We start from the raw sequence: 23,797 nt of genomic DNA on the forward strand, positions 1-23,797 counted from the left end.
TTCTTCGGCCTCGACCATGCCCGAACAACCATCGCCGAATGGGCAGACGACTACAACCGAGCGCGTCCACATTCGGCGCTCGGATACATCACGCCTGCGGCCTATGCCGCCAATCTCACCGCAACGGACGATCGGCTGCGCAACCCCGACCAGCTCCGCCGATCACCCGTTGCTCAACCCGCGCCATACGGCGCAAAACCCGCCGAGGCTCTAACTGCAGCCGGATGAAAATTCAGTGGCAGGTCAGGCCGTTTCTGCCCGTGACATCACCATCGCCGAAACGCGATGAGCAGTTGCGAAGAGAGCGCGCCGAGGCCGCCCTTCGCATCCAGCGCCTGCAGCTGCAGATCGATCGCTTCAACCGCAAGGCCTTCGGCCGTTCGTCCGAGAAGCTGGGCCAGATGCGGCTCGAACTCGAAGATCTCGAGACCGATTTCGCCGCAAATTCATTTGAAGTGGTATACTCCCAATTCTTCAAACGTCTTGTAGATCTCGTCGGCATACGCAGAGAATTCTGGGTATTGGCCGAGGTAGGCGGGCCGCGGCCGCGGCAGATCAATTCGAATTTCCTTCACCACTCTACCAGGCGAGTTCGACATCACTAGGACCCGGTCCGATAGACCAATAGCTTCCTCGATCGAGTGAGTAATGAATAGCACACTCTTGCGCGTTTCCATCCAAAGTATCTCAAGATCGTGTCTTATTTGGGTCCTCGAGATAGCGTCCAGGGCTCCAAACGGTTCGTCCATAAGCAGGACGGCCGGATTGTGCACTAAGGAACGCGCAATTGAGACGCGCTGTTGCATACCGCCCGACAGTTGCCGAGGGTAGCGCGCCTCCGCACCAGATAGTCCAAGTTTCTTGAATAGTTCCCGCGCGAGCTTTTCGGTTCCGCTGCGGTCAAGACCGCGAATTTCTTGCTGAAGAAGAACGTTGTCGAATGCAGTTCTGAATTCAAGTAAAAGATGATCCTGAAAAACAATACCGACGTCCGTCAGCGGCTTAGTTAGCAACTTTCCGTTGACCTTAATTGATCCCCTTGTTGGCTGCAGCAGGCCTGCGATCATTAACATCAAAGTGCTTTTACCGCATCCGGAAGGCCCAAGAACACTTACAAACTCACCTTCGCCTATTTCGACGTCAACCGGCCCCAGTGCAGCAAATTCCCCAAACGACTTAGAGACATCCGACGCGGCAATAGAGCCCCCGTTGACTTCAGCCACTGTGAGGGATCGTATGTTTTGAACCATGGGAGGGTTCATCCGTCGTAGAGTTCCTTCATCGAAACCACCTATTGCGCTCATTGATCTCTCCTCCAGGGCATCATGACTCTCTCAAGCCCGAGCAGCATACCAGTCAACAACATGGCTAGCACGGCGGTCGCAATTACTCCCGCGAACATAAGGCCGATATCCATATAGCTCGACGCTGTCAGTATTAGAACTTCCAGTCCTTCGTTTGCACCAACGAATTCAACGGTTATACAGGCTGTTACTGCATAGACCATCCCGATTTTCAAGCCAGAAAAGATATATGGCATTGCACCCGGAAATCGGATGAATCGAAAAGTCTGCCAGGGGTTGGCACCCATTGATTTTGTTATCAAATGCAGGCGCGGATTGACAGACGAAAACCCAGCGATGCTATTAACCAGTATCGGAAAGAACGTCATGAGAGCCGTCAATCCGATACGAGGCGTGAAGCCGAAGCCAAACCAGACGATCAAGAGGGGAGCAGTGATCGTTTTCGGTATGATTTCGAAAAACACGATTAGTGGAAACAAACTGCGCCTCAGGGACGAATACGAGGCAATCGCCAGTCCCAGCGGGATCGCAATCAACGTCGCGACGAGGAACCCGACTATCACTACATATCCGGTCGCAGCAAAATGATAAGCGAGGGTGCTCCGTTCAGTAATGAATTTGCCGATGAAGTCGCTTGGCGCTGGAAAGAGGTACTTTGGGATACCAAACCAGTCACTGCTAAACTCCCAAGCAAAAACAAAGACGATCAATATAATTGCCGGAGGAAGAACCCGATCAAGCCCTTGCGCCAAATGCGGCAGATAAGGTTTTTTGCTCTCGGCAAGCACGTTCGCCATCATTTTCCTGCTTCTTGTCGTAAGCATTTTAAGGTCGATAGCGCCACGGTACCCGTGGCGCCACGATTGTCATAGCCGATTAGGGACAGGGAGGAAGCTGAGCGGGAAGGTAGTCCTCAGTGTATTTCGTTTCGATACCGCCGTCGCCGAGTGACCCCAAGGTTTGGGTCAAAACCTCGCCGGTAATCTTCCATTCGTCGGCAGAAGGCTTGCCCAGACCAGCGGCGCCAGGTCCGCACAAGTTGGGGATTTGATACTTCGTCAGTTCTTCCATCAGATCCGATTTCGGCTGGGCATCGGAATTCCTCGACCGAAGGGCGTCGACTGCTGCCTCCGGACTCTTAACTACTGCAGCCATTCCTCTGAGAGTTGCATCAACAAACCTCTTATAAAGATCAGGATTCTTCTTGAGCCGGTCCTCTCGGGCGATGAGGCTCAGCCCCACGATAGGTGCTCCGTAATCCTTGTACCACATTGCCTTGGTTTCGACGCCCTTCGGTCCGAGCGGGATCATCACGTCGCCGGCTGCTGCGGAAACGGCATCAACTTTCTTCTCGGCCAAAAGCCCGATGAAACCTGCAGCATCGGCTGAAAGAACGTTTATTTTGGACCTATCGACCCCATTCACCTTAACCATCGTCTCAAAGAGAGGAATGTCTGCGCTCCCTGGCGATATAGCGATTGTTTTTCCCTCGAGGTCCTTTGGAGTTTTGATGGGCGTATCCTTAAGGGAGATGACACCCCAATCCGGCGCCTGATAAATGACCGCGATGATTTTGATCGGCGCTCCCTTCGCTGCGATTGAGATAGCAGATGCGCCGTTGGCAAGCCCGATATCAGTGCTGCCGGCCGCCACGATCTGGGACGTTGTTCCCGAGCCTTTTCCAGGCTCTATTTCAAGGTCGATCCCAGCTTCCTTGTAAAACCCCAGGGCTTCAGCATATTGAATTCCAATATCCGAATTGCCTGGAGTCCAGTTGAGGGTTATTTTGAGTTTGTCTGCCGCCAAGGCTGGCGAGATTACAAGAGCAACAGCTAGATACCCGCCTCCAGCTATGCGCAGACAACGGTTCAGGTATTTTTCAAACATCATGCTATCCTCCATTGGTATGACGTTCTTACTGCAGTTATCTCGGTTTAGTCGCGGTACCTCCGCATTATCTTGCGCTCCAATAGCAAGCTTGTCGTGTTGAGCAGGACGCCAACGAGAGCCGTTATCAGGACGACCGCGATGACTTGCACAGTGTCTCTATGTCGAGACCCTACCAACGCCACGTATCCGAGGCCGTCATTCGCCGCGAGGAACTCACTAACGACCGCGACGGTAGTAGCAATCGCCAAGGAGATGCGAAAAGCGCTCGTCAGATAAGGCAGTATCATGGGCCAATCGACGTATCGAAAGGTCTGCAGGGCGTTGGCGCCCATAGTTCCCGTCACGAAATAGAGACGATCAGGAATGCTTTTTATGCCAGCAATAGCGTTGACCAAGACCGGAAAAAAAACGCTGAAGCCAACTAGGATCGATGTCGGAACTAGTCCGTATCCAAACCAGATAATTAGAACCGGGATGACCGAGATCAGCGGCATCCCCTGCGAGAATGCAATGAACGGATAGAGCGCTCGTTCTACCCAACGTACTTTCCCCAGTAACAAACCTGCCGGAACCGCGGTGACGACTCCGCAAAAAAAACCGACGGCTATGACCGTAAGCGTGGAGACGGTACTGACCAGGAGATAAGCGGGCTTGGAGCTGATAAACCCGAACACCTGCTCAGGAGCCGGAAGGATGTAGTCCGGAATTTTCAGAAATCGAACGGCAGCTGACCAAATTCCAGCGAGGATCGAGAGCCAGAGGGATGTGATCATCCAATCTGGAAGAGCTGCAGTCGATCTTATAATTTTCATCATCCGCCAAGGCTCAACTGGAACATGTAAACAAATGGAACGTTGTTCCACGTTATCCATTTCCGGGCGTGTGTCAATCGAAACTTTAAAACGCAGCAGCATCCGACAACTTTGCCTTTGCGCGCATGGGGCTCGGTGTCGCGCCACAGGAGCGCAGTTGTCGAGGACCCTACGCTCTGGCGGCAGGCCTGCTTATTAAAAGCGCGTCCGCAGGCGCTTGACGGCTTCGCGGTTGCGCCGCTTCTGGACGGTCTTGTCTGCACATATCCGTCCTGATCAACCGCTCAGTGGGAACCGTCATCCGTCAAGGCGGTTTGCGGCGCATGCGGCGCAATCAGGGCCGTGCTTTCGGCGCCATCCTGGCAGATGGTCTCCGAGGAACGACGGCCCGATCGCGTATAGCCCACCCGTCTGCAAGGGCATTAGAAGATCAGCTGCGTTCCTCGTTCAAAGACCGAGCGATCCTAACGGTCGCTCCGGAGAGAGACAGGCTCCCCGCTCACACTGACCAGTTGACACGCCATTCTTCGATAAGCAGCTACATTCCCCTCCTGAGTGTCTGGAAACGATCGGTGCATCTGCGCCCCCTGTGAGATGCGCCCGGAGTGGTCGCCCCGATCGTAAAATTATGTCGTTCTGACTGGAACATCATTCTCATAACTGCTATGTTGCAAGCGTTTCACGAAGGGTCCTGTTAAATGTCAAATCAGTCATGGGATTTCGAAGCCGACTACTGTGTGGTTGGTGCCGGGTCAGCCGGGAGCGTCGTTGCTAGCCGACTTGCCGAGAACGGTCGTTTCAAGGTGCTGCTTCTGGAAGCGGGCCCCAAGGACTGGCACCCCTTCATTCACATCCCCGCGGGCTATTTCTTCCTTCTGAAGGACAAGCGCTTCAATTGGATGTACGAGACCGAATGTGACGCGAAAACCGGTAACCGGCGAATGGTTTTACCCGCAGGGCGCGGCATGGGTGGCAGCAGCTCAATCAACGGCATTTTGTTCGCCCGAGGGCAAGCGGCAGAGTACGACCGCTGGGCTGACGAACTTGGCTGCACAGGCTGGGATTATAACAGTTTGCTTCCCTATTTTCGACGAGCAGAGACATTCGCAGGGGAGCCATCTCAGCATCGAGGCGGCTCTGGCCCAATCTCTGTCGGTCCGTTCCGCACGATACACCCCTTGGCTAGGGACTTTGTTAACGCTTCGGTCCAGGCCGGCCATTGTGCCGTCGCTGATATGAATTCGCCTGTTCGAGAGGGAGCGAGCCTTTTCCAGCAAAATCGGAAAGGTCGTTTCAGGGCCAATACGACATCCGCGTATGTCCGGCCGTTGCTCAGAAAACGGCAGAACCTGCGTGTGGAAACAAATGCGGTCGGGTCGCAGGTAATCTTAGACGGGAGGAAGGTTATCGGCTTCGAGTTCATACGGGATCACCGGCGCTATCGAGTAAAAGTCAACAGAGAGGTTGTGCTTTCAGCGGGGGCCCTTCGTTCCCCCCAGATTCTTCAGATTAGCGGAATTGGCGAGCCGGGCCATTTGCGGGATATCGGCATTGACGTCGCGCTGCAATCCGTGAACGTCGGTCGCAATTTTAAGGACCAATTTATCGCAAGGACCTCCCACCGCACGAAAAATGTCCTCACCGTCAACGAGATGAATAATTTCCGGACCATAGCCTTCGAAACCCTAAAGTATGTATTCGGCAACAGAGGCCTGCTTACTCTCGGTGCCAGCATGGCTAGCCTTTACTGCAGAAGCGATCCGGCGGAAAAGTTCCCCGACCTTCAATTGATGTTTGCCCCCGTAAGCTTTTCTCCTAGTGAGCCTGGGGCATTGGAGCCATTTGGGGGAATGACGATCGGGACCTTTTTGGTGTGTCCCGATAGTTCAGGCTCAGTGCTTGCCCGGACCTGCGACCCGCTCGAGCGGCCCGTACTGCGTCCGAACTACCTTCATGAAGAAAGCGACAGAACGCGTTTGTTGCTGGGGCTCCGTATGGCGAGAAAAGTCTTTGCCTCTCCCGCGCTCAACCAATGGAGCGCCGGCGAGACCAGGCCCGGGGCTGATGTGCAGACCGACGACGAGCTTCTGGATTTCGCGCGCCGCACGGGATCTTCCGCTGCCCACTACGCAGGCACGTGTCAGATGGGGGCCGACGAAGACAGCGTAGTCGATCTGAATCTGCGAGTGCGCGGCGTCTCGGGCTTGCGGGTCGTCGACAACTCGGTTCTTCCGAGCCCTGTATCGGGCGGCATGAACGCAACCGCTGTTATGATAGGTGAGCGCGCTTCAGATCTCATCCTGCAATCGTAGTTTGAGGTAAAGAGATCGGCCCGTNACCGCTGTTATGATAGGTGAGCGCGCTTCAGATCTCATCCTGCAATCGTAGTTTGAGGTAAAGAGATCGGCCCGTCCGAAGCCGCCGGTCTTGAGTCCTAGAAAGCCATGTGGCCCGCGAATACAGGCGTCACGTTGGCGCGTCCAGTCTTACTGAGTCAGAAAGTCGCGACCGATCCGGGCGTGGATCGTCGACGACACCGGCTTTCCCAAGAAGGGCAAGCACTCGGTGGGCGTAGCGCGCCAGTATTGCGGCCAGTTGGGCAAGCAGGACAACTGTCAGATTGCGGTTAGCCTATCGATCGCAAATGACGCAGCCTCGCTTCCGATCGCCTACGAACTGTATCTCCCGCACAGCTGGGCGGAGGATCCGGAACGACGCAAGAAGGCCAAGATTCCGGCAGAGATCACGTTCCGGACCAAGCCGCAGATCGCGCTCGAGCAGATCAGGACGGCCAAGGCCGAGGGCGTCGCGCCCGGCGTGGTTCTCGCCGACGCCGGATATGGCGCCGACGGCGGTTTCCGGGCGGGCCTGTCCGAGCTCGGTTTGACCTATGTTGTCGGCGTTCAGCCCACACTCAGCGTCTGGCGCCCAGGCGAGAGCCCGCTGCCGCCCAAGCCTTGGAGCGGAATAGGCCGGCCGCCGTCTCGAGTCGGCCGAACCGACAATCACAAGCCGATCTCGGCCAAGGCCCTGGCCGAGGAGTTCGACGCCGAGACTTGGCGCACGATCGCCTGGCGTGAAGGAACCAACACCGAGCTCAATTCCCGCTTCTGCGGCGCGACAATGAAGCTGCGAGCGTTGCGTCAATCAAGATGAGAATGCTGGCGGGTTGGAACGCAGGGAGGGCGTAGCCCGACTGGAGTTTCAACCCGCCAGCGCCGCTGCCTTTTCGGGGGCGTTTGTCTGGTGATCGCGGTCGACCGGGTATGCCGGTGGTTTTTCCGATTTGGAGGAATCACTTTGTGCCCGGCCGCCACGTAACCGATCACCAGATGAGGCTCTACATGAAGTTCCGTCAGACCAATTCGACAGCCGTCGCGGCGGCAAAGGCGTCGATCAGCACAGCCACGGCCTATCGCATCGAGAAGGATTCGAGGCTGCCCTCGCAGAAGAAGGCGCCGCGGGAACGACGCCGTGCCGATCCGCTTGCCGATATTTTTCAGACCGAGGTCGTGCCGATGCTGCAAGCGGCGCCCGGCATTCGCGCGATAGCTATCTTCGAGGAGATGCTGCGCCGTCACCCCGATCTGGGCAACGGCGTTCGCCGCACGCTGGAGCGGCGCGTCCGCTCCTGGCGCGCCGTCCATGGCGCGGAGCAGGAGGTCATCTTCCGACAGGTGCATGAGCCCGGCCGCCTCGGCCTATCGGATTTCACCGACATGGGCAAAGCCGGCATCACGATCGCCGGCCAGCCGCTCGACCATCGGCTCTATCATTTCCGGCTCGCCTATTCCGGCTTCGAGCACGCTCATGTCGTGCTCGGCGGCGAGAGCTTTGTCGCCCTGGCGCAAGGCCTGCAGAACGCGCTGTGGTCGCTCGGCGGGGCTCCCCGCGAGCATCGCAGCGACAGCCTCTCGGCGGCATTCCGCAACCTGGACAAGGACGCCCGGGAGGACCTGACGCGCCGCTACGACGAACTGTGCGGCCACTACGGCATGATCCCTTCCCGCAACAATCGCGGCATCGCGCATGAGAACGGCTCCATCGAAGGCCCGCACGGCCATCTCAAGCGGGCGATCGACGAGGCGGCTCTGATGAGAGGATCGAGTGATTTCGGCGATCTGGCCTGCTACCGCCGCTTCGTCGACGAGATCGTCAGCCGTGTGAACGCCCGCAATTCCAAGCGCATCGACATCGAGCGCGCCGAGCTCCAGGAACTGCCCGTCCGGCGCACATCCGACTACGAGGAGGTCACCGTGCGCGTCACCTCATCGGGCGGCTTCACGCTGCGCAAGGTGTTCTACACCGTGCCCTCTCGCCTGATCGGCCACCGGCTCAGGGTGCGCCTTTTCGACGATCGGCTGGACATCTTCATCGGCGGCACCCTTCTCGTGACGCTGCCGCGCGGACGTGCCTCTCCATCGGGCAAACACGACCAGGTCGTCAATTACCGGCATGTCATCCATTCGCTGCGTCGCAAACCGATGGCGCTGTTGAACCTGGTCTATCGCGACCAGCTCTTTCCGCGCGAGGCGTATCGGCACACCTTCGACATGCTCATGGAGCGGCTGCCGGAGCGGCAGGCCTGCCGCATCATGGTGGATCTTCTCGCCATGGCTCACGAGCGCGCCTGCGAGAGCGAACTGGCCGACCAACTGGATGCCGCGCTGCAGGCGCGCCGATTGCCCGACTGACATGGCCGCCTTGCGGGAACGCTTCGCCCCCGATCCCTCCCGACTGCCGAATGTCGTCGTGCGCCTTGCCCCGCTCAATGCCTATGAAGCCCTGCTCGGCGCCAGCCTGACGGGAGACGCGGCATGAAGACCAACGCCACTGTCGATACCGCCAAGCTCAGCCTGCTCCTCAACGAACTGCGCTTGCCGGCCATCAAGCTCATGTGGCCGCAATTCGCCGAACAGGCCGACAAGGAAGGTTGGCCCGCCGCCCGCTTTCTGGCCGCGATCACCGAGCATGAACTGGCCGAACGCGACCGCCGCCGCATCGAACGTCACCTCGCCGAGGCCCGCCTCCTGCCGGGCAAGACCCTCGACACCTTCGCGTTCGAGGCCGTGCCGATGATCTCCAAGGCCCAGGTGATGGCGATCACCGCCGGCGACAGCTGGCTGGAGAAGGGGGCGAACCTGCTTCTGTTCGGCCCGCCCGGCGGCGGCAAAAGCCATCTCGCTTCAGCAATCGGCCTTGCGCTCATCGAGAATGGCTGGCGGGTGCTCTTCACCAGAACAACCGACCTCGTCCAGAAGCTTCAGACGGCACGGCGAGACCTGGCGCTCGAGAGCGCTCTGGCCAAGCTCGACAAGTTCCATCTCCTGATCCTCGATGATCTCGCCTACGTCACCAAGGACCAGGCCGAGACCAGCGTGCTGTTCGAGCTCATCAGCGCCCGCTACGAGCGGCGCTCGATGCTCATCACCGCCAACCAGCCGTTCGGCGAATGGGGCAAGGTCTTCCCCGACCCCGCCATGACGCTTGCCGCAGTCGACCGCCTGGTCCATCACGCCACCATCTTCGAGATGAATGTCGAGAGCTACAGGCGCCGCGAGGCCATGGAGCGAAAGCGTGGCCCGGGACGCCCCGCGTCCTATGCCACATCCGCCAACAGCGTCGCTGATTGACGCGCCGCGACAATCAAACCGACAAACCCTCTTGCGCGCGACAATCAATGCCGCGATCATCACCTCCGCCGCGACACCAGATTCTCATCCAGATTGTCGCGCGCTTCTCATCAGAATTGTCGCGCCACACGCTTCGCCGCCGTGCGCTTGCGGCCGGCATCCAGGGACTACAATCGGCCCGAGGCTCACGCCGAAGAGTGGCTCCTGATCGAGTGGCCTGAAGGCGAGGTCGAGCCGAGCAAGTATTGGCTCTCCACCTTGCCGGCCGACGCTACGATCCCCCAGTTGGTCGACGCCGCCAAGCTGCGTTGGCGGATCGAGCGAGACTATCAGGAACTCAAGCAGGAACTGGGACTGGGCCACTACGAAGGCCGAGGGTGGCGGGGCTTCCACCACCACGCCAGCCTCTGTATCGCCGCCTATGGCTTCTTAGTCTCTCTGAGGGACACGATTCCCCCCTCAACTCCAACTCGCGCCCAGGGCCGCCAAACACCTGGTCTTCCCGACGGTTATCGACCCCGCAGATCCTCCGATCCGACCAGAGCGGCACGTCCCGACCTCAATCCCGACCCTCAGGCGACCCCTGACTGTGGCCCTGGCCAACCGTCTGCAACGATGTCCGTGCTGCATAAGGGCAATGGACAGTCCGCGTCAGGCTTGGCAATTTATGACGCAGTAGTACTACCGACCTGACGACAATTTGTTGGGGTTCTTGAATAGCCTGTAAATCGGGCAGGCTATGTCGGGTGGCTCGGGCGTTTCTGCAGGAAATCTCCATGTTCTCAGATGCTTGCATTTGCGGTCGTAGCTACCCGACATAGTCGGGCGCGGTAGATAGTGCCGGAAGATGTGCGGCGATATGGGGTTGTCGGCCAAGGCAGGCCTGATAGCCACGGCCTCGGCGGCCGCACGTCGTACGATATGGGTCGCTCCGAAATGAGTCAGGCGCTCGTTGCGGGCGCCGACGAATATCGGTCGCGGCTCGTGATGGGCGATCCCGCGCTCGCTCAACAAAGTTGTCAGCGATCGCGCCAGGTCCTTAGGAATGGGGATGACGCGGTCTCTGCGCCCTTTGCCGCGCAGCAGCACTTGCGGGTGGGGGCGCTCCAACTGAACGTCGTTTGCGTTAACGCCGGTGGCTAAGATTCCTGACAGTCCCATCGNAGACGTGTGCTCTTCCGATCTCTTGCGGGTGGGGGCGCTCCAACTGAACGTCGTTTGCGTTAACGCCGGTGGCTAAGATTCCTGACAGTCCCATCGCCTTCCGGCACTGACGCCAGTGCCGCACTTCTCTCGGCGCCCGTTACTTCGACGAAATCGGGGGGCGCCGTGTGTCAGCACCAGCTTGGGGCCGGCTATTCCGCCGCGGGTGCCTGCCCACTTCTCGCCGCAGTTGCTGGAGCGCTTGAACCGGCGCAAGCGTGCGGTCGGCAGCAAGTGGCATATGGACGAGACGTACCTCAAGGTCCGCGGCCAATGGATGTATCTCTACCGCGCCATCGACAGCCTCTTCAGCGAAAACCGTGACCTGGTGGCGGCCAAAGGCTTCCTCCGCAAGGCGCAGGCGCGGCATGGCCGGCCGGCCGCATCGTCCTCGACCGCAGCCAGACCAACCACAAGGTGATCCGTTCCTGCGACGCTGAAAGCCGCCTGCGGCAGCGACCGCTGAAGCCGATCCGCATCCGCATAAGCCGGTGCCTCAACAATCGGATCGAACAGGATCACCGGCGTATCAAGCGCCGCATTCGATCCATGCTCGGCTTCAAATCGCAGGCGAGCGCCGTGGTTAGCCTCTCCGGCATCGCGATCATCCACATGATGTGCAAGCGACAGGCAAGGTATGCGTACAATCCTAGTCCGCCGTCGCCAAGCAGTTCGATATCCTTGACGCAGGCCGAAATGCCGAAATGGCCGTTCACTCTGTCCATCTCCATCCATCTCCATCTTCATCTCCAACTTGGCTTGGCGACAGAATCGCGCCCACCCACAACGATTCGGCGAGGTAAGTGCCGAAGATTATTCCCGTTGGTCATTGGTCGGAAATGGTATAATCGACCAATTGATCAAGTCGACGGCACGCCGAAGTATCGCCTCGGTCCGGGCAAGGCTGGGTGAAACGGCGATGACATATCCGATGCAGTCTCGGGCATCGCCTTTCCTGATGATCGGCGTCTTCGGTTCTACATACAGTTTGACCTCGGCGACACCTGGTACAGCAGCAGCCTGACTATCGCCATCGATCCAATCGAGGGTGCCATCGCGATCAGCAACTAGGAACCGCGCGGCCGCCGTGTCCGAATGCCTTTTGCGCAAATTCCATTGGTCGCCGGTGACAAGCTTGATGTGGTTGGTGATGAGATCAATGCCGTAAGCCAGCTGAACCAGTTGAGGATCAGGCGTGCCAGCAAGACGCGGATTGACTTCAATGACGACTGGGCCAAGTTTCGTCCACCGGACTTCAATGTTCGTTGGCCCCCAGCCAAGACCGAGAGCTCGCAAACAGCTCAGCGAAACATCGGCAATGCGTTTATGCTCGTCATCGGTCAGCGGGGCCGGATAGAGGCACTCACGATAGACGAAATGCGGTGGGCGGCCGAAGTCGGCGGCGCAAATCCCAATGACCTCATTCCCCATTATTGCGGCGCTATAGAGCGGGCCCCGTGCGAATTCTTCGACCAATATCTTCGGCGAGGACGGCCATATGTGCTCCGCGCCCAACAGATAGGTCGTATGCTCGGCCAACTCAGCGACATTGCGGCATAATCGGACACCCCTGCTGCAGCTGCCTACGGCTGGCTTGAGAACCACCGGCAGGCCGATCTCCGCGGCGGAGTTTTCTACATCCGTCGCATTCGCTGCCAAGCGATAAGCAGGTATTGGAACGCCGGCCTCCGCAAGGACCTGACGTTGAATAAATTTGTCGCGGCATCGTTCAATGGATTCGGAGTTCGGTCCCGGCAGATCGAAATGCCGGCAGAGCTTGCCAACTGTCGCATAGAATGACTCTTCGACCCCCGCAAACCCAGTAATGCCAGCAATGTCATACGTCGCATGCAGCCGGGAACATTCGCGGATCAGCGCATCGAGATTGTCTGTATCGACACGGATTGCCTCAACGTTTTCCGCCGCGAGATAATCGTACTGAGCTGGATCAGCCGACAAGGTAATTGGATGAAGGCGAAGACGCTGGGCCGCCTGGACGTACCGCAGACCATTACCCCTTGGATGGCCTTCGATCAGGATGAGCGCCCTTCTTGCCATTGGCTGTTGCCCCGAGTTGCGTGCTGTGCGACGATCCGAGCCTAAATCTGCAACAACTGTTTAGCCGTGCCTGACCTCGGACTTGGTGGTGAACGTACCATTGGCAGCGATTTGCGATCGTAAAAGTTCTGTGAATTTATTCCGGAAGGATATGTCGCAACATTTTGATTACTGGCGATACGGCACGGAGCATCTCGACGAATCAGGGGATGACAGTTCGACCAGTGTGTGATTCCGCTTTGGACCTACAACAGCCGGGCCATAGCCACTTGCGCAATTGGGTATAAAACTAAACTACGCGAGAAGATCGGCTTCAAACGCCCCGCTGTCGCTGTCGTCCGCAAGCTTGCCGTCATCATGCGATGCTCCGCTCCGGTGAGTTCTTCACCAAGGAGATGGCCACGGCCTAAGTCTCGAGCTCTGCGCTCATGGCGTGAAGAGAAGTCCCTGCCGGGACCGAGGCTGGTCCATTCCGTTAAGACCGTTGCACCACGAGTTTGCTCGGAGACATATATTGGAAGGACCATCCCGCGAAGCCCCATGATGCGGCGACACATGTCGAGCGCGTAGACGACCGTGCTCCAGGCAAACAACCTCCCGCACAAAAAGGCGCTTGCAAGTCTCTCTTAGGGCCTGACTCGAAACTCGGTGACGTGCGAGGTGGAGCTGCGCGGCGGCGGAGCATGAGGCGGATGGAGGCGATGAATATCCATGCCTCGGCGCTGGCGATAGTCGCCTCGAAATCCTTGGCGAGCCGGCGACAACGTCCGNGCGGCAGGACCTCGAAGCCCTTGGCCGCGTCGGAGCGCTTGATGATTTCGATGGTCCATGTACCCAGGTCGGCGAGAGCCTGCGTCAGTTTTTCTCCGGCATAGCCGCCGTCGGCGAATAGATGGCGCAGCCACTGGTAAAGCTGTCGAATGGAGGCGGTAACACCGCCCGGTGGTCTCCGTTCAACCCATGTTGTGATCCTGCTCAAGTCTAGGAGCCCGTCCAGTTAGCTTTCTGGCCGGGCTTATTTGATGACGATAGCTGGCTCATGCTGCCCTTGCGAGCTTCACGAGTTTGGGGCGGTGCAGATCATCGCCCATTCGGCACGAACGTTTGCCAAGCCTCGCAACAGGAACTGGCGGAAGCCGCGCGCCTGCTTGATCTGTCCGAACACCGCCTCCACGATCTGCTTTCGTAACCTGTAGGGGGTGTCGAAACCGCCGTCGGCGATCTTTTTTCTCATCGCCTGTGTCAGTGGTCCGCCGACCTTGCCGTTGTCGGCCGTGGGGCGGCTGGCGCGTCCAGTGGCGACGTAGCCGTCGATCCCGCGCTGATCGAGATTCGCGAGGTTGTCCTCGCTTAGATATCCGCTGTCGGCGGAAGCTTGTTGCGGTTTGCGGCCGAGGTTGGCTTCGATGCCATCGACCAGCGGCACCAGCTGGCCATGGTCGCTTGTGCTCGGCGTCAGGGTGTGCGCGACGATGATCTGCGCTTTGCCATCGACGGCCGCCTGCGCGTTATAGCCATGTATGAAGCCATCCTTGGTTTTGAGAATACGGCTTTCAGGATCGGTGAAGTTGCGCTGTGCCTTTGCGGCAGGCTCGTCGGACGGCGGCGCGGCGGCCTTGCCGGTCTTGTTGCGGCCATCGGCCTCGCGGCTCTTCTGCTTCTCGGCCTCGATGCGACGCTCCTCGTCGGCCGCGGCCTTCGCCTCGGCCTCCAGCTCAGCCTTGGCCTCGGCAATCCTGGCGATCCGCTTCTGCTTGTCGGCGACCCAGTTGGGCAGCTCGTCGCCGCGTTTGTGGCCGTGCAACTTGTCCTCTTCGGCATCGGCGGCCTCGGCGGCGGCAGCCAGCGATCGACCTCGGCCTGCAACTCGGCTTGGCGCCTCTTCATCCGATCGTAGCTCATCGCCTTGTGTTTGGACGCATTCGCCTTGATCTTGGTGCCGTCGAGCGCGACATGCCCGAGCCGCACCAGCCCGGCCTTCTCGGCGAGCTTCAACACCTCCACAAACAGCCCAGCCAACGGCTTCAAGTGCCGCTTGCGGAAGTCTGAGATCGTGCGGAAATCCGGCGCATCAAGGGCGGCGATCATCATGAAGTTTCGGCGCGCTCGACGCACGCCTTGGCGATGCGCCGAGAGGAATAGATGCCGCTCGCGTAGCCATTCAGCAGCAGCGCTACCATCAGACGAGGATCGAAGGGCGGCTGGCCGAGGGCACTCGTGTAGCTGCTGGCAATCTCGCTCAGGTCGAGGCTCTCCCGCACCAGTTCCACAATGAACCGCGACAGGTGGTCCCTCGGCACGAAGTCCTGCACGCTCGGTGGCAGCAGATGAGGCTGATCTATCTTCCAGGGGCGAAAATGCTTGCTCATGGCATACCGTGTCGGCGCCCCAGCGGATGGCCTAGACCATCTTCTCGACCGCTTCCGCCATCGACGAGGTGACGGCGGAATTGCCGATATTGGCGTTGATTTTGGAAGAAAATTGCGGCCGATGATCATCGGCTCGGTCTCGGGATGATTGATGTTGGCGGGGATGATCGCCCGCCCGCGCGCCACCTCATCGCGGACGAATTCCGGATCCCGGCTCTCGTCGAGATAGACGGAATCTGAATCGTATTGCCTAGTCTCAGCAGCTGGGGCGAAGCAGCCGGTAAGAACTAGAACCTATCGTTTTTCTGATCAAATCAGATGCCCGAATTTGTCGAATGGGCAGAGTGAGCAATTTTGTGCGCGTGTAAGTCACTTTCTTTGTTGTACCGTTGCCTCAAGGGCCAGAGCTCACCGAGTTTGGCAGCCGTTGACAAAACCGATGATGCCACATCTCCATGCCGATCTGCGGTTAGGCGCGAACTCGGACCTGCGACGCTGACCGTGCCGACCGTTTGGCCATCGGCCAATTTAATCGGGGCAGCAATCGCAACGATACCAGTCTCAGCCTCCTCGTCTGAAATCGCCCAACCTCTTTTCCGAGTCAGCTCCAATTCCTCAATGAAATCTTCTACTGAGGCCATCGATCGCCTCTGTCTTTCATCGACGCTGTCACTAATAGCTATGCGAATGGCGTCTGTCTGGCCTAGCGTCGACAGATAAGCCCTGCCGTTGGCCGTGGCCGCTAAGCGAACTCTCGCTGCCATTTCCGGCTGATATTTCAAACCGTTGCGAGCGCCTTGAACTTGTGCGATCCAAGTCAATGTCTCGCCCTGTACCACTGCCATACGAACAAGCTCGGCGCTTTCGGCAGCCAATTCCTCTAGTACAGGCTGGCAGACGTCGGTCAGGTGTGTGGCGCTCAGAAAGCGCTGCCCAAGAATGGCAAGCCTGAGGGTGAGTTTGTAAAAGCCCGTGACCGGCTCCTGCTCCACCCAGCCTATCTCACACAACACGTTGAGCATCCGGTGGGCAGCGCTTTTTTGTAAGTCGAGCTTTTCAGCGATTTCACCAAGCCGCATTGCCGACGCCTCGTTTGCCAGCAGCTCAACCACGGCAAAACACCGCTCCACAAGAGAGTTGACAACCCGCATGGCAGTCTCCAGAATTTTATTCCAACAGGAAAATCATTCTTTTAGGCCTGGCGTGCGCGTCGGTCAAGCGTTTTCCAGCGAACATCACTCAAATGAATTGACCACGCGCAAGCCCCTTTTCTATTCCAGTGAGAATGTTATTCTCACGCTGGGAAGGTTGAGGGGTCAAATGAAGTGTTGGGGTCAGGCGAGCGTTGCTGCTCCTCGACCGGCTAGTCTTCCTGACGTAAAGGCCCACCCTAGGTGGTGTCCGTGGCCTTCCAATATGATTCCGCCCTGACCGGTTGCACCGGCTGCATACAGACCCGGAATGATTTCGCCGTTGGTGCCTAGTACTTGCATGGATGCATTAATTCTCAATCCACCCTCGGTAAGAACCCAGCTGCGGACCGGACCTAAGGCTATGAACGGAGCGCGTCGTAGGCCCGGGGTGCCTTCCCGCGGCTTCTGGTTATAGGCAGCAACGGCCTTTTCAAGCGCGGGACCGGGGACTCCGATCTTAGTCGCTAGGCCGCCAATTGTGTTAGCCTGATAGAAAATATCTTTCCTGTTTCGCTTGTAGTCCGGCAGATAGGCATAGGCGACTCCTGGAGCAGTGGAAATGTAGTAAGGCCACTTGCTGAACTTCTCCGCGAGAGCACCATCTAGCAGGATAAATGCCTCGCGATCCTGCTGGAATGGCACACTGAACTCGGGCCTGTCGCATTCGTCAGTGAACCGCTCGCCCGCGCGGTTAATCAAGATCGCGCCACACTCGTAGAGCTTTCTCTGCGGCTCGAGGACGGTAGTGAGGAACATCATGATGAAGGGCCGGATGAGCGCTGGTGGAAGCTGCGTCATCGACCACTTCATGATGAGAGCGAGGAACCGGTTTGGCGGTAGCTTGGTCATGAGGTTGTTGCGGGGAGGTATGAAGCGGAGCTGCGGGCCGCTGACGAGATCGCCGTTGACGATCTCTCCGCCGGCCTCCAAACCCATCCGGATGGCGTCACCCGTGCTCGTGATTACGAGAGCGTCCGCGTGGGCCACGCTTTCTCCCGCAAATTCCTGTTTCATTTCCCGATTCGCGCTGAAATCGCCTCCGGCAAGGACCACGCCCCGAGTCGCGAGGTATCGATGTGTGACGCCTCCGTGCTCAGCCGCCACGCCGGAAATCCGACCCTTCTCCTTGATGAGACGGATAGCGCGGTGATTGAGGCGCACGTCAACTCCTAGACTGCGTGCTCTGCGATAGAGTGCATGTCCATAGGACCGCGAGTTGGGCAGCACGTTGTGCATTCTGGGCACACGATGGGGCGGTTCGGGCATGGGCCCGACAAAGACGACGCCCATGTCGAGGAGTTTTTTGAGCGTCTGTGGAACGTTGTCGACGAAAGCACGCCGGAGCTCTGGATGGTCCCTCGCGAGCAGCGGGCCATGAAAGAGTGCCATGTCTTCGAAATGAGCATCGGGGACGTCGTCGATTCCGATCGCCTTCTGCATTGGCGACGCGCTGGAAGAAAGTGACCCGATCGCCCAACTCGTCATACCCCCCGGCCGGGGGTTCTTTTCGAGGACAAGGACGCGACGGCCTAGCTCTGCAGCCTCCACCGCAGCGAAGAGCCCGGACCCTCCGCCTCCGACAACGATGACGTCAAATGTAGCGCCTGCTTGAGCCACGACATTACTCCATTTGATCGGCCGGGATCCCCGGCTCGGGAGGGAGATGCAGCGGCGCTGTCATTTTCCCAGATACCCTGTTGACCCCGGCGAGAAGACCGCATAGGGTTACTATAGAACGACATTCCAATTAGTATATCATGTCACAGAGCGCAAGCGAGCACATTCACTATCTTTCCGAACGTCTCTTGGCCGCATACCGCGGGCAGGACCGCCTTGTTGTCGATGATGCGGTACTGCGCGATGTAACCCGGTCGGCCGCTTTGGAAATCCAGCGGCGGGTTGTCCAAGGGCTGGCTACTCCCGTTGTCGCTTGGAAGGCTGCACTGCTCGCCGACGCCGACCTGGTGTCGGCACCGATCGTGGCAGAACGGCTGTTCACGAGCCCTTGCGCTCTGCCGCAGCAGTTGTATGGACGGGGCGGCGTTGAATGCGAGATCGCGTTCCGCTTTTCCCGCGCGCCAACGGGAGGCTACAGCTTCACACAAACCGATATCCTCGATGCGCTTGACGGTGCGTGCGCCGCGATCGAGGTGGTTGATAGCCGCTGGGGCGGCCCGTCCCCGGCTCCTCGAAATGCCATGGTCGCCGACCTCCTGGCGAATGGCGCGCTCGTCTGCGGCGCATTTAATGAGGTGTGGCAAGGCGTTCCGTTTTCGACGCAGCAGGTGAAACTAAGGGTCAATGGCGCTCTGGTGCACCAGAGTGCAGGAGGACATCCCGACAGCGATCTCATAGGCCTGCTCGTCAAATTTGCGGGCGACCTCCGCTGCCGGGGCATTCCTATCGAGCCGGGCACTATCGTGACGACTGGGAGTTTCACTGGGCTGTTCACTGCCAATCCGGGCGATGTGATCTCGGCCGAGTTTGAAGGGTTCGAGCCTGTTTCCGTAACATTTGAAGCCGGCGACACATAAGGAGTGGAAGATGCTTAGCGGCAACGGGGTGGTGGCGATCTGGAATGGCATCGCGAATGAGGGAAGGCTCGATTTCTACCAGTGGCACATCCACGAGCACATGCCCGAACGGACAGACATTCCGGGATTCCTGCGGGGCCGCCGGTATCGAGCGGCGGATGCAAACACACACCCGGAGTTTTTCACGCTGTACGAGGTGGAACAGTTCGAAGTCCTGACCGGCCCCGAATACGCCAAACGCCTTAATGCGCCGACACCCTGGACACGGCGGGCCACGTCCCATTTTCTCAATACGTCTCGGGGCCTAGCTCGCGTGTTGTACTCCGGAGGGCCGGGTCCTGGTGGAGCACTCGCGACTGTACGTTTTGAACTTTCCGCGGATGCCCCGGACAATCCGGAAGGCGAATTGACCGAGCTATTAACCGGCCTGGCACAAGCGCCCTTTCTGACGGGAGCGCACCTCTGTAGAGCCGACGGGGAAGCGACGCAGGTCAAAACTGCGGAAACCAGAAAAGAGAGCGACTACGACGCGCCCCCTGTGTGGATCATCATCTTGGAAGGGTGCAACGCGGAGGCTTTGTGGTCGCCAATGCAAACGATCCTGCAGCACCCATATGTGAGCCGGCCCAGAGCCGGTCGCTACCAACTGGAATACACGCGTCTGAAAACCGAAATGGCGGCAGGCTGAGGTCGATCATGAAACTTCTGAGATACGGCGCCGTCGGTGCAGAACGGCCCGGCGTAATTGATAACGAAGGGACCATTCGCGACCTCGGTGAAATTATCAGCGATATCGGGCCCAGCACGCTTTCCAGGCAGAGGCTGGATGAGTTGCGTTCACTCGACATCAGTTCGCTGCCGGTGGTCAGTGCGGATGTGCGCCTGGGGCCTCCTGTGGCATACGTCCGGCATTTCATTGCGGTTGGCCTCAACTACATAGATCATGCCACGGAGACAAATACGCCTGTTCCCGGAGAACCGGTCGTCTTTTCGAAGGCTCCCTCCTCCATATCAGGGCCTTATGACGTCATACCGATGCCGCCGGGCTCGAATATGCTGGACTGGGAAGCCGAAATTGCCGTGGTCATCGGTGAAAAAGCCTATCGGGTCGCCGAGAACGATGCGCTCTCTGTTGTTGCCGGTTACCTGCTTTGTCACGATGTCTCTGAGCGGCGTGACCAGATTCACCGTGGCGGCCAATGGATGAAAGGTAAGTCACGTCCGGGATTTGGGCCTCTCGGACCTTGGCTCGTAACGGTCGACGAAGTGGCCGATCCGCAGAATCTTGAGATCTGGCTCAAGGTTAACGGCGCAACTCGGCAGTCCGGAACCACGGCGAAGATGATATTCCCGTTTGCCCATCTGATCTCATACATCTCTCACTTTATGGCTTTGGAGCCAGGCGATGTCATCACTACGGGGACGCCGCACGGCGTCGGGCTCGGCATGAAGCCACCGCAATTCCTCAAAGAGGGTGACATCGTGGAGTTGGGCGCGACCGGGCTGGGCACACAGCGACAGCTTGTCGTCGCATCTGAAGGTTGCATTGCGCGGGACTACTCAGGTCGATGAGCCTGCGAACAAGGGATCGCCCTTCTAAACCCGGTCCTTTTCAAATCGTCGTCTCAGCCGCTGGCGGGGTCAGGGAGCCACCCGGCAATCGATGTTCGAATTGATGCTCTTCACGATCCCGGTCAATCTGACCAATCAACCCGCCGCGGGCATGCCATGCAGGTTCACCGCAGCCCGTCTGCCGGCCATGTTGCAGAGTTCGTTCTGGGCGCCAGCCACGCTTTTGAAAACGCCCGTCCCAACTATACTTCCGCCATCGTCTCGGCTGAGGCGGGGCCAAATGGGGCTCCGCGTTTATGATTTGCGCGAAGCTCGATCTGCCATTCGTTCTCGAAGGAGCCACTGATGACTGACCGCAATGAAAACGTCCTTGTGCCTGTGAGATTGTCGCACACGCCCATTCGGAGCATGTCGCAAGGCATGTTGCTCAAGGGGAGTGGAGTATATGTCACCAGTGGAATCCTGGGCCTGGATGGAGCGGGGAACCTGGTCAATGATTCATTCGAGGCCGAGGTCGAAGCGCTCTTTGAGGAGCTTGGTCGCACCTTGGCCGCGGCGGGCCTGGGGTATGAGCATGTTGCCAGGCTCACGTATTTCATTGTCGGACTCGAACCCTCACTCGTCAATATCCTTCGGAAGGTTCGGAGTCGCTACGTTAACGGCGACGCTCCCCCGGCCTCCACCCTGATAGGCGTGGCGGCACTTCATGGCGGGCCGCGCATTGAGGTGGAAGTCATTGCGGCCGTGCCTTAAGCGGGTGGAATCGTGAGTGTCTGGCCCCATCTCGACATGCGTAGCCTAAGCGCGGCAAGCCTGCACAGTCGGCGCTCGGCAGGACCTGTCGATCAGACTGCGTAGTGCGCCACGTGTGCAAAGAGGATGCAAAATGAAAGAGAAACCAGAGGAAAACCAGGAAGCTCGAAGGGCGGCTGGATCTTGGCCGTTTAAGATCATTTCAGCAAGTGGGGCGGCTTGGAACAGTTCCTGGGTGGAGGTGCCTGATCGATATGGCCTTCCTGCCGCATGGTGCTACAGCAACAAACTTGGCTACTCGCCTGGAGAACCGGTCAACCTGTTCATCTCGTCGACTGTGCCAAAGCTCGATATAACAATACAGAAGGAAGGATTTATTCCTGTCAGGTTAACAAGCTGGACGGGCGTGAGTGTGGACTTTCAAGAGATATCTGCTCAGTCCTACATGAACGGCTGCGGCTGGCAGGAAACCATTAGTCTTAAGTTGCCCGAGGACATTGCCGCAGGCGCATACACAGTCGAAATGCGCGATTCCAGCCGAGAAAGCAACGAGCCGGCATTGGGCCATCACATTTTCTTTGTTCGCTCGAACAGAGATAGGTCGGACAAAACGGTTCTGCTCGTAGCTTCCACATGTACTTGGGCAGCTTACAACGATTGGGGTGGCGCATCTCATTACATTGGACTCTATCCAGATTATCCAGACGGGTTTTCGCCAATCTTGTCTTCACAACGCCCTTGGGCAAGAGGTCAAGTATGGCTGCCGTCGGCCGCGCCCCGCAACGTTCCCAAAACTCGGCCGCGTATGCCCGAGCAACCCTATTGGGGCTCGAAAGAGTGGGCATTTGCCAACGGGTACGCACGCTATTACGCCTCGGCAGGATGGGCAACGTATGAGCGCCCGTTCCTGAGATGGGCTGAGCAAGCCGGTTACGATGTGCATGTTATTCCTCAAGAGGACTTGGAACTTAACCCAGACTGTGTCCAAGCGTACCCATGTCTGGCATTCGTCGGCCATTGCGAATATTGGTCGGCTCCAATGCGTCGAACCGTTGAAGCATTCGCAGAACGGGGAGGCAAGGTTGCCAGGTTTGCAGGAAACTTCTTTTGGCAAATCAGGCTCCGTGAAGGAGGATCCGGCCAGATATGTTATAAGTCTCAGGCGCGACATCACGATCCTATGAGCCATGAGAACCCCGAGCTGATGACTAGTCTTTGGGAGGATCCGTTGATTGGCTATCCTGGCGCCCAAACCTTCGGTGTAAATGGAACGCGAGGCATCTACGCCGCAACGTTTGGAATAGCACAACGATCTTCGCGGGGTTTCAACGTATTCAGGCATAAGCATTGGTCGTTGGAGGGGACGGGTCTTGGGTATGCCGATACATTTGGCGATGAAGCAAGCATCTTCGCCTATGAGGTGGATGGATTGGACTATACATTTGTTGATGGTCTCCCGGTGGCAACCGGAAAGGATTGGTACTCCAGAGGGGCTTGAAATTATCGCAATGAATTGGGCAAGTAACTCTGAATACGGATTGCCAGAGCATTCTTATCAGCTTGAACGTGGCGATACTGAAGCTCGCTTTATCGCGTCTGTTTTGGAGGCGCCTCCTGGTCCCTCCGCCGAGGCGACTGACAAATACTCTCGCGGCAGCGGCATGATAGTCTCTTTTAAGAGAGGGAGCGGCGAGGTCTTTTGCGCTGCAACGTGTGAGTGGGTAAGAGGTTTAATTGAGAGCGATTTCTATACGGACCGGATAACTCGTAATGTATTAGACCGGTTTTTGCTTCCAGACTAGAGCGAAGGCTGTCCGGAACAATTTCATCGAATCCGCATATTGTCGAGAACCGATCGCCGAATGCCGTTGTTGAGCCGGTCACTCGGCACGTATCGCCGGTTTTTACAGCGAGCTATGGAGTCTACACAACAGCGGCGGTGTCTGCCGCCACTGATCCCGCGTCCTCAACCCTTTCGGCATTTTGGCGGCGAAAGAGAATGAATCTGATCTGTGCCACGATGCCTCCTCAAAAGGTCAGATTGACAGTAGGTAGCACAGCGGTTAAATAAAACCGCGTTCCATTTGCAACCGCATTCTTCTGATCGCCATCCATTCGTAGAGGGGTAAGGCGTATGCTAATCGGCTACACCAATCGGCTTTCCGCCCGGGCTGGTGAAAACATCGAAGTAAAAGTATCCAGTAATTTTTCCAGCGACTATGCTGCTGATCTCGTTCGCATTATCTCGGCCGATCCCAATCCGGAAGGGGCCGGGCTAGATGTTCGTCGAGTGCCGTCAAGTTTCGAAGGTACCTACACATCAATTGCGAAGCCGACGCGCCCGGGCTCTTAGAGTCCGTTTTGAAATTCACGGATGAGCGTTTCGGCGGATGAGATTGCCGCCCATTGCGACAAGGATCATGGCTTGCGAGACGTCGATGCGCTGCTCGTAGTCGCGCACGAGGCGGCGCCATCT

The 23,797-nt window shown here is 58.1% G+C and carries 17 protein-coding genes and 9 pseudogenes; 14 read left to right on the top strand and 12 right to left on the bottom strand.

Annotation, left to right across the window (positions count from 1 at the left end; translation table 11 throughout):
- On the top strand, window positions 1-228 hold a 228-nt coding region (locus X743_RS150195; RefSeq protein WP_023766772.1), incomplete at its 5' end, for an integrase core domain-containing protein.
- Window positions 225-392 (top strand): annotated as a pseudogene (locus tag X743_RS1000000173420) (hypothetical protein); the annotation flags it as partial. The gene X743_RS150195 and the pseudogene X743_RS1000000173420, both read left to right, overlap by 4 nt.
- Before the next feature lie 54 nt (window positions 393-446).
- Here X743_RS1000000173420 and X743_RS150190 read toward each other — a convergent pair.
- The 4 genes from X743_RS150190 to X743_RS150175 form a co-directional block, all read right to left on the bottom strand.
- On the bottom strand, window positions 447-1,304 hold the full coding sequence (locus X743_RS150190) for an ABC transporter ATP-binding protein (RefSeq protein WP_245264255.1): 858 nt from the start codon (window positions 1,302-1,304) through the stop codon (window positions 447-449).
- On the bottom strand, window positions 1,301-2,104 hold the full coding sequence (locus X743_RS150185) for an ABC transporter permease (protein ID WP_023766774.1): 804 nt from the start codon (window positions 2,102-2,104) through the stop codon (window positions 1,301-1,303). The genes X743_RS150190 and X743_RS150185 overlap by 4 nt, the downstream gene beginning before the upstream one ends.
- A gap of 76 nt (window positions 2,105-2,180) precedes the next feature.
- Window positions 2,181-3,191 (bottom strand): ABC transporter substrate-binding protein, encoded by a 1,011-nt coding sequence (locus X743_RS150180; protein ID WP_198028454.1) that lies wholly within the window; start codon window positions 3,189-3,191, stop codon window positions 2,181-2,183.
- Window positions 3,192-3,238: 47 nt separating this feature from the next.
- Window positions 3,239-4,108, bottom strand: coding sequence for an ABC transporter permease (locus X743_RS150175; RefSeq protein WP_084555552.1), 870 nt, complete (start codon window positions 4,106-4,108; stop codon window positions 3,239-3,241).
- Window positions 4,109-4,704: 596 nt separating this feature from the next.
- On the opposite strand from X743_RS150175, the gene X743_RS150170 reads away from it, so the two are divergent.
- The 5 genes and pseudogenes from X743_RS150170 to X743_RS1000000173425 form a co-directional block, all read left to right on the top strand.
- Window positions 4,705-6,318 carry a GMC family oxidoreductase N-terminal domain-containing protein gene (locus X743_RS150170; RefSeq protein WP_023766777.1) on the top strand — a complete coding sequence of 538 codons (1,614 nt, stop codon included), beginning with the start codon at window positions 4,705-4,707 and terminating at the stop codon, window positions 6,316-6,318.
- A gap of 199 nt (window positions 6,319-6,517) precedes the next feature.
- Window positions 6,518-7,141: pseudogene (locus tag X743_RS150165) on the top strand (IS701 family transposase); the annotation flags it as partial.
- A 197-nt stretch (window positions 7,142-7,338) separates the two neighbouring features.
- Window positions 7,339-8,827: pseudogene (gene istA, locus X743_RS12620) on the top strand (IS21 family transposase).
- On the top strand, window positions 8,824-9,639 hold the full coding sequence (gene istB / locus X743_RS150160; protein ID WP_023766781.1) for an IS21-like element helper ATPase IstB: 816 nt from the start codon (window positions 8,824-8,826) through the stop codon (window positions 9,637-9,639). The pseudogene istA and the gene istB overlap by 4 nt, the downstream one beginning before the upstream one ends.
- 123 nt (window positions 9,640-9,762) lie before the next feature.
- A pseudogene (locus tag X743_RS1000000173425) lies at window positions 9,763-10,332 on the top strand (transposase); the annotation flags it as partial.
- Here the strand turns inward: X743_RS1000000173425 and X743_RS1000000173430 are convergent.
- On the bottom strand, window positions 10,321-10,800 hold the full coding sequence (locus X743_RS1000000173430; RefSeq protein WP_245264256.1) for a tyrosine-type recombinase/integrase: 480 nt from the start codon (window positions 10,798-10,800) through the stop codon (window positions 10,321-10,323). The pseudogene X743_RS1000000173425 and the gene X743_RS1000000173430 overlap by 12 nt on opposite strands.
- Window positions 10,801-11,023: 223 nt before the next feature.
- Here X743_RS1000000173430 and X743_RS1000000170810 point away from each other — a divergent pair.
- A pseudogene (locus X743_RS1000000170810) lies at window positions 11,024-11,472 on the top strand (DDE-type integrase/transposase/recombinase); the annotation flags it as partial.
- Window positions 11,473-11,655: 183 nt separating this feature from the next.
- Here X743_RS1000000170810 and X743_RS0136320 read toward each other — a convergent pair.
- The 6 genes and pseudogenes from X743_RS0136320 to X743_RS150145 form a co-directional block, all read right to left on the bottom strand.
- A complete protein-coding gene (locus X743_RS0136320) occupies window positions 11,656-12,900 on the bottom strand; it encodes an acetyl-CoA carboxylase biotin carboxylase subunit family protein (RefSeq protein ID WP_031257890.1) in 1,245 nt (414 codons plus the stop codon).
- 667 nt (window positions 12,901-13,567) lie between these two features.
- Window positions 13,568-13,825 (bottom strand): annotated as a pseudogene (locus X743_RS1000000170815) (IS5/IS1182 family transposase); the annotation flags it as partial.
- A 132-nt stretch (window positions 13,826-13,957) separates the two neighbouring features.
- Window positions 13,958-15,269 (bottom strand): annotated as a pseudogene (locus X743_RS01000000169140) (IS1182 family transposase).
- 34 nt (window positions 15,270-15,303) lie between these two features.
- Window positions 15,304-15,473 (bottom strand): annotated as a pseudogene (locus X743_RS1000000172190) (phosphomethylpyrimidine synthase ThiC); the annotation flags it as partial.
- 110 nt (window positions 15,474-15,583) lie between these two features.
- Window positions 15,584-16,420 (bottom strand): IclR family transcriptional regulator, encoded by an 837-nt coding sequence (locus X743_RS150150; RefSeq protein ID WP_023766792.1) that lies wholly within the window; start codon window positions 16,418-16,420, stop codon window positions 15,584-15,586.
- Window positions 16,421-16,603: 183 nt separating this feature from the next.
- Complete coding sequence (locus tag X743_RS150145; RefSeq protein ID WP_031257892.1) at window positions 16,604-18,079, bottom strand: FAD-dependent oxidoreductase; 1,476 nt, start codon at window positions 18,077-18,079, stop codon at window positions 16,604-16,606.
- Between the two features lie 140 nt (window positions 18,080-18,219).
- Here X743_RS150145 and X743_RS150140 point away from each other — a divergent pair, with 140 nt between their 5' ends.
- The 6 genes from X743_RS150140 to X743_RS1000000172200 all read left to right on the top strand — a co-directional run bounded on the left by X743_RS150140 (window position 18,220) and on the right by X743_RS1000000172200 (window position 23,674).
- Entirely contained in the window at window positions 18,220-18,996 is a 777-nt protein-coding gene (locus X743_RS150140) for a fumarylacetoacetate hydrolase family protein (RefSeq protein ID WP_023766794.1), read from the top strand.
- A gap of 10 nt (window positions 18,997-19,006) precedes the next feature.
- On the top strand, window positions 19,007-19,684 hold the full coding sequence (locus tag X743_RS150135) for a hypothetical protein (protein ID WP_023766795.1): 678 nt from the start codon (window positions 19,007-19,009) through the stop codon (window positions 19,682-19,684).
- Window positions 19,685-19,692: 8 nt separating this feature from the next.
- Complete coding sequence (locus tag X743_RS150130; protein WP_023766796.1) at window positions 19,693-20,568, top strand: fumarylacetoacetate hydrolase family protein; 876 nt, start codon at window positions 19,693-19,695, stop codon at window positions 20,566-20,568.
- 345 nt (window positions 20,569-20,913) lie between these two features.
- A complete protein-coding gene (locus X743_RS150125; RefSeq protein ID WP_023766797.1) occupies window positions 20,914-21,321 on the top strand; it encodes a RidA family protein in 408 nt (135 codons plus the stop codon).
- A gap of 133 nt (window positions 21,322-21,454) precedes the next feature.
- Window positions 21,455-22,819: a N,N-dimethylformamidase beta subunit family domain-containing protein gene (locus X743_RS1000000172195; protein ID WP_156934458.1), complete on the top strand. Its 1,365-nt coding sequence runs from the start codon at window positions 21,455-21,457 to the stop codon at window positions 22,817-22,819.
- A gap of 636 nt (window positions 22,820-23,455) precedes the next feature.
- On the top strand, window positions 23,456-23,674 hold the full coding sequence (locus tag X743_RS1000000172200; protein ID WP_156934459.1) for a hypothetical protein: 219 nt from the start codon (window positions 23,456-23,458) through the stop codon (window positions 23,672-23,674).
- Between the two features lie 15 nt (window positions 23,675-23,689).
- Here the strand turns inward: X743_RS1000000172200 and X743_RS1000000172205 are convergent.
- Window positions 23,690-23,797: pseudogene (locus X743_RS1000000172205) on the bottom strand (IS5/IS1182 family transposase); the annotation flags it as partial.

The organism is Mesorhizobium sp. LNHC232B00, assembly GCF_000502435.1.
Taxonomy (GTDB): Bacteria; Pseudomonadota; Alphaproteobacteria; order Rhizobiales; family Rhizobiaceae; genus Mesorhizobium; species Mesorhizobium opportunistum.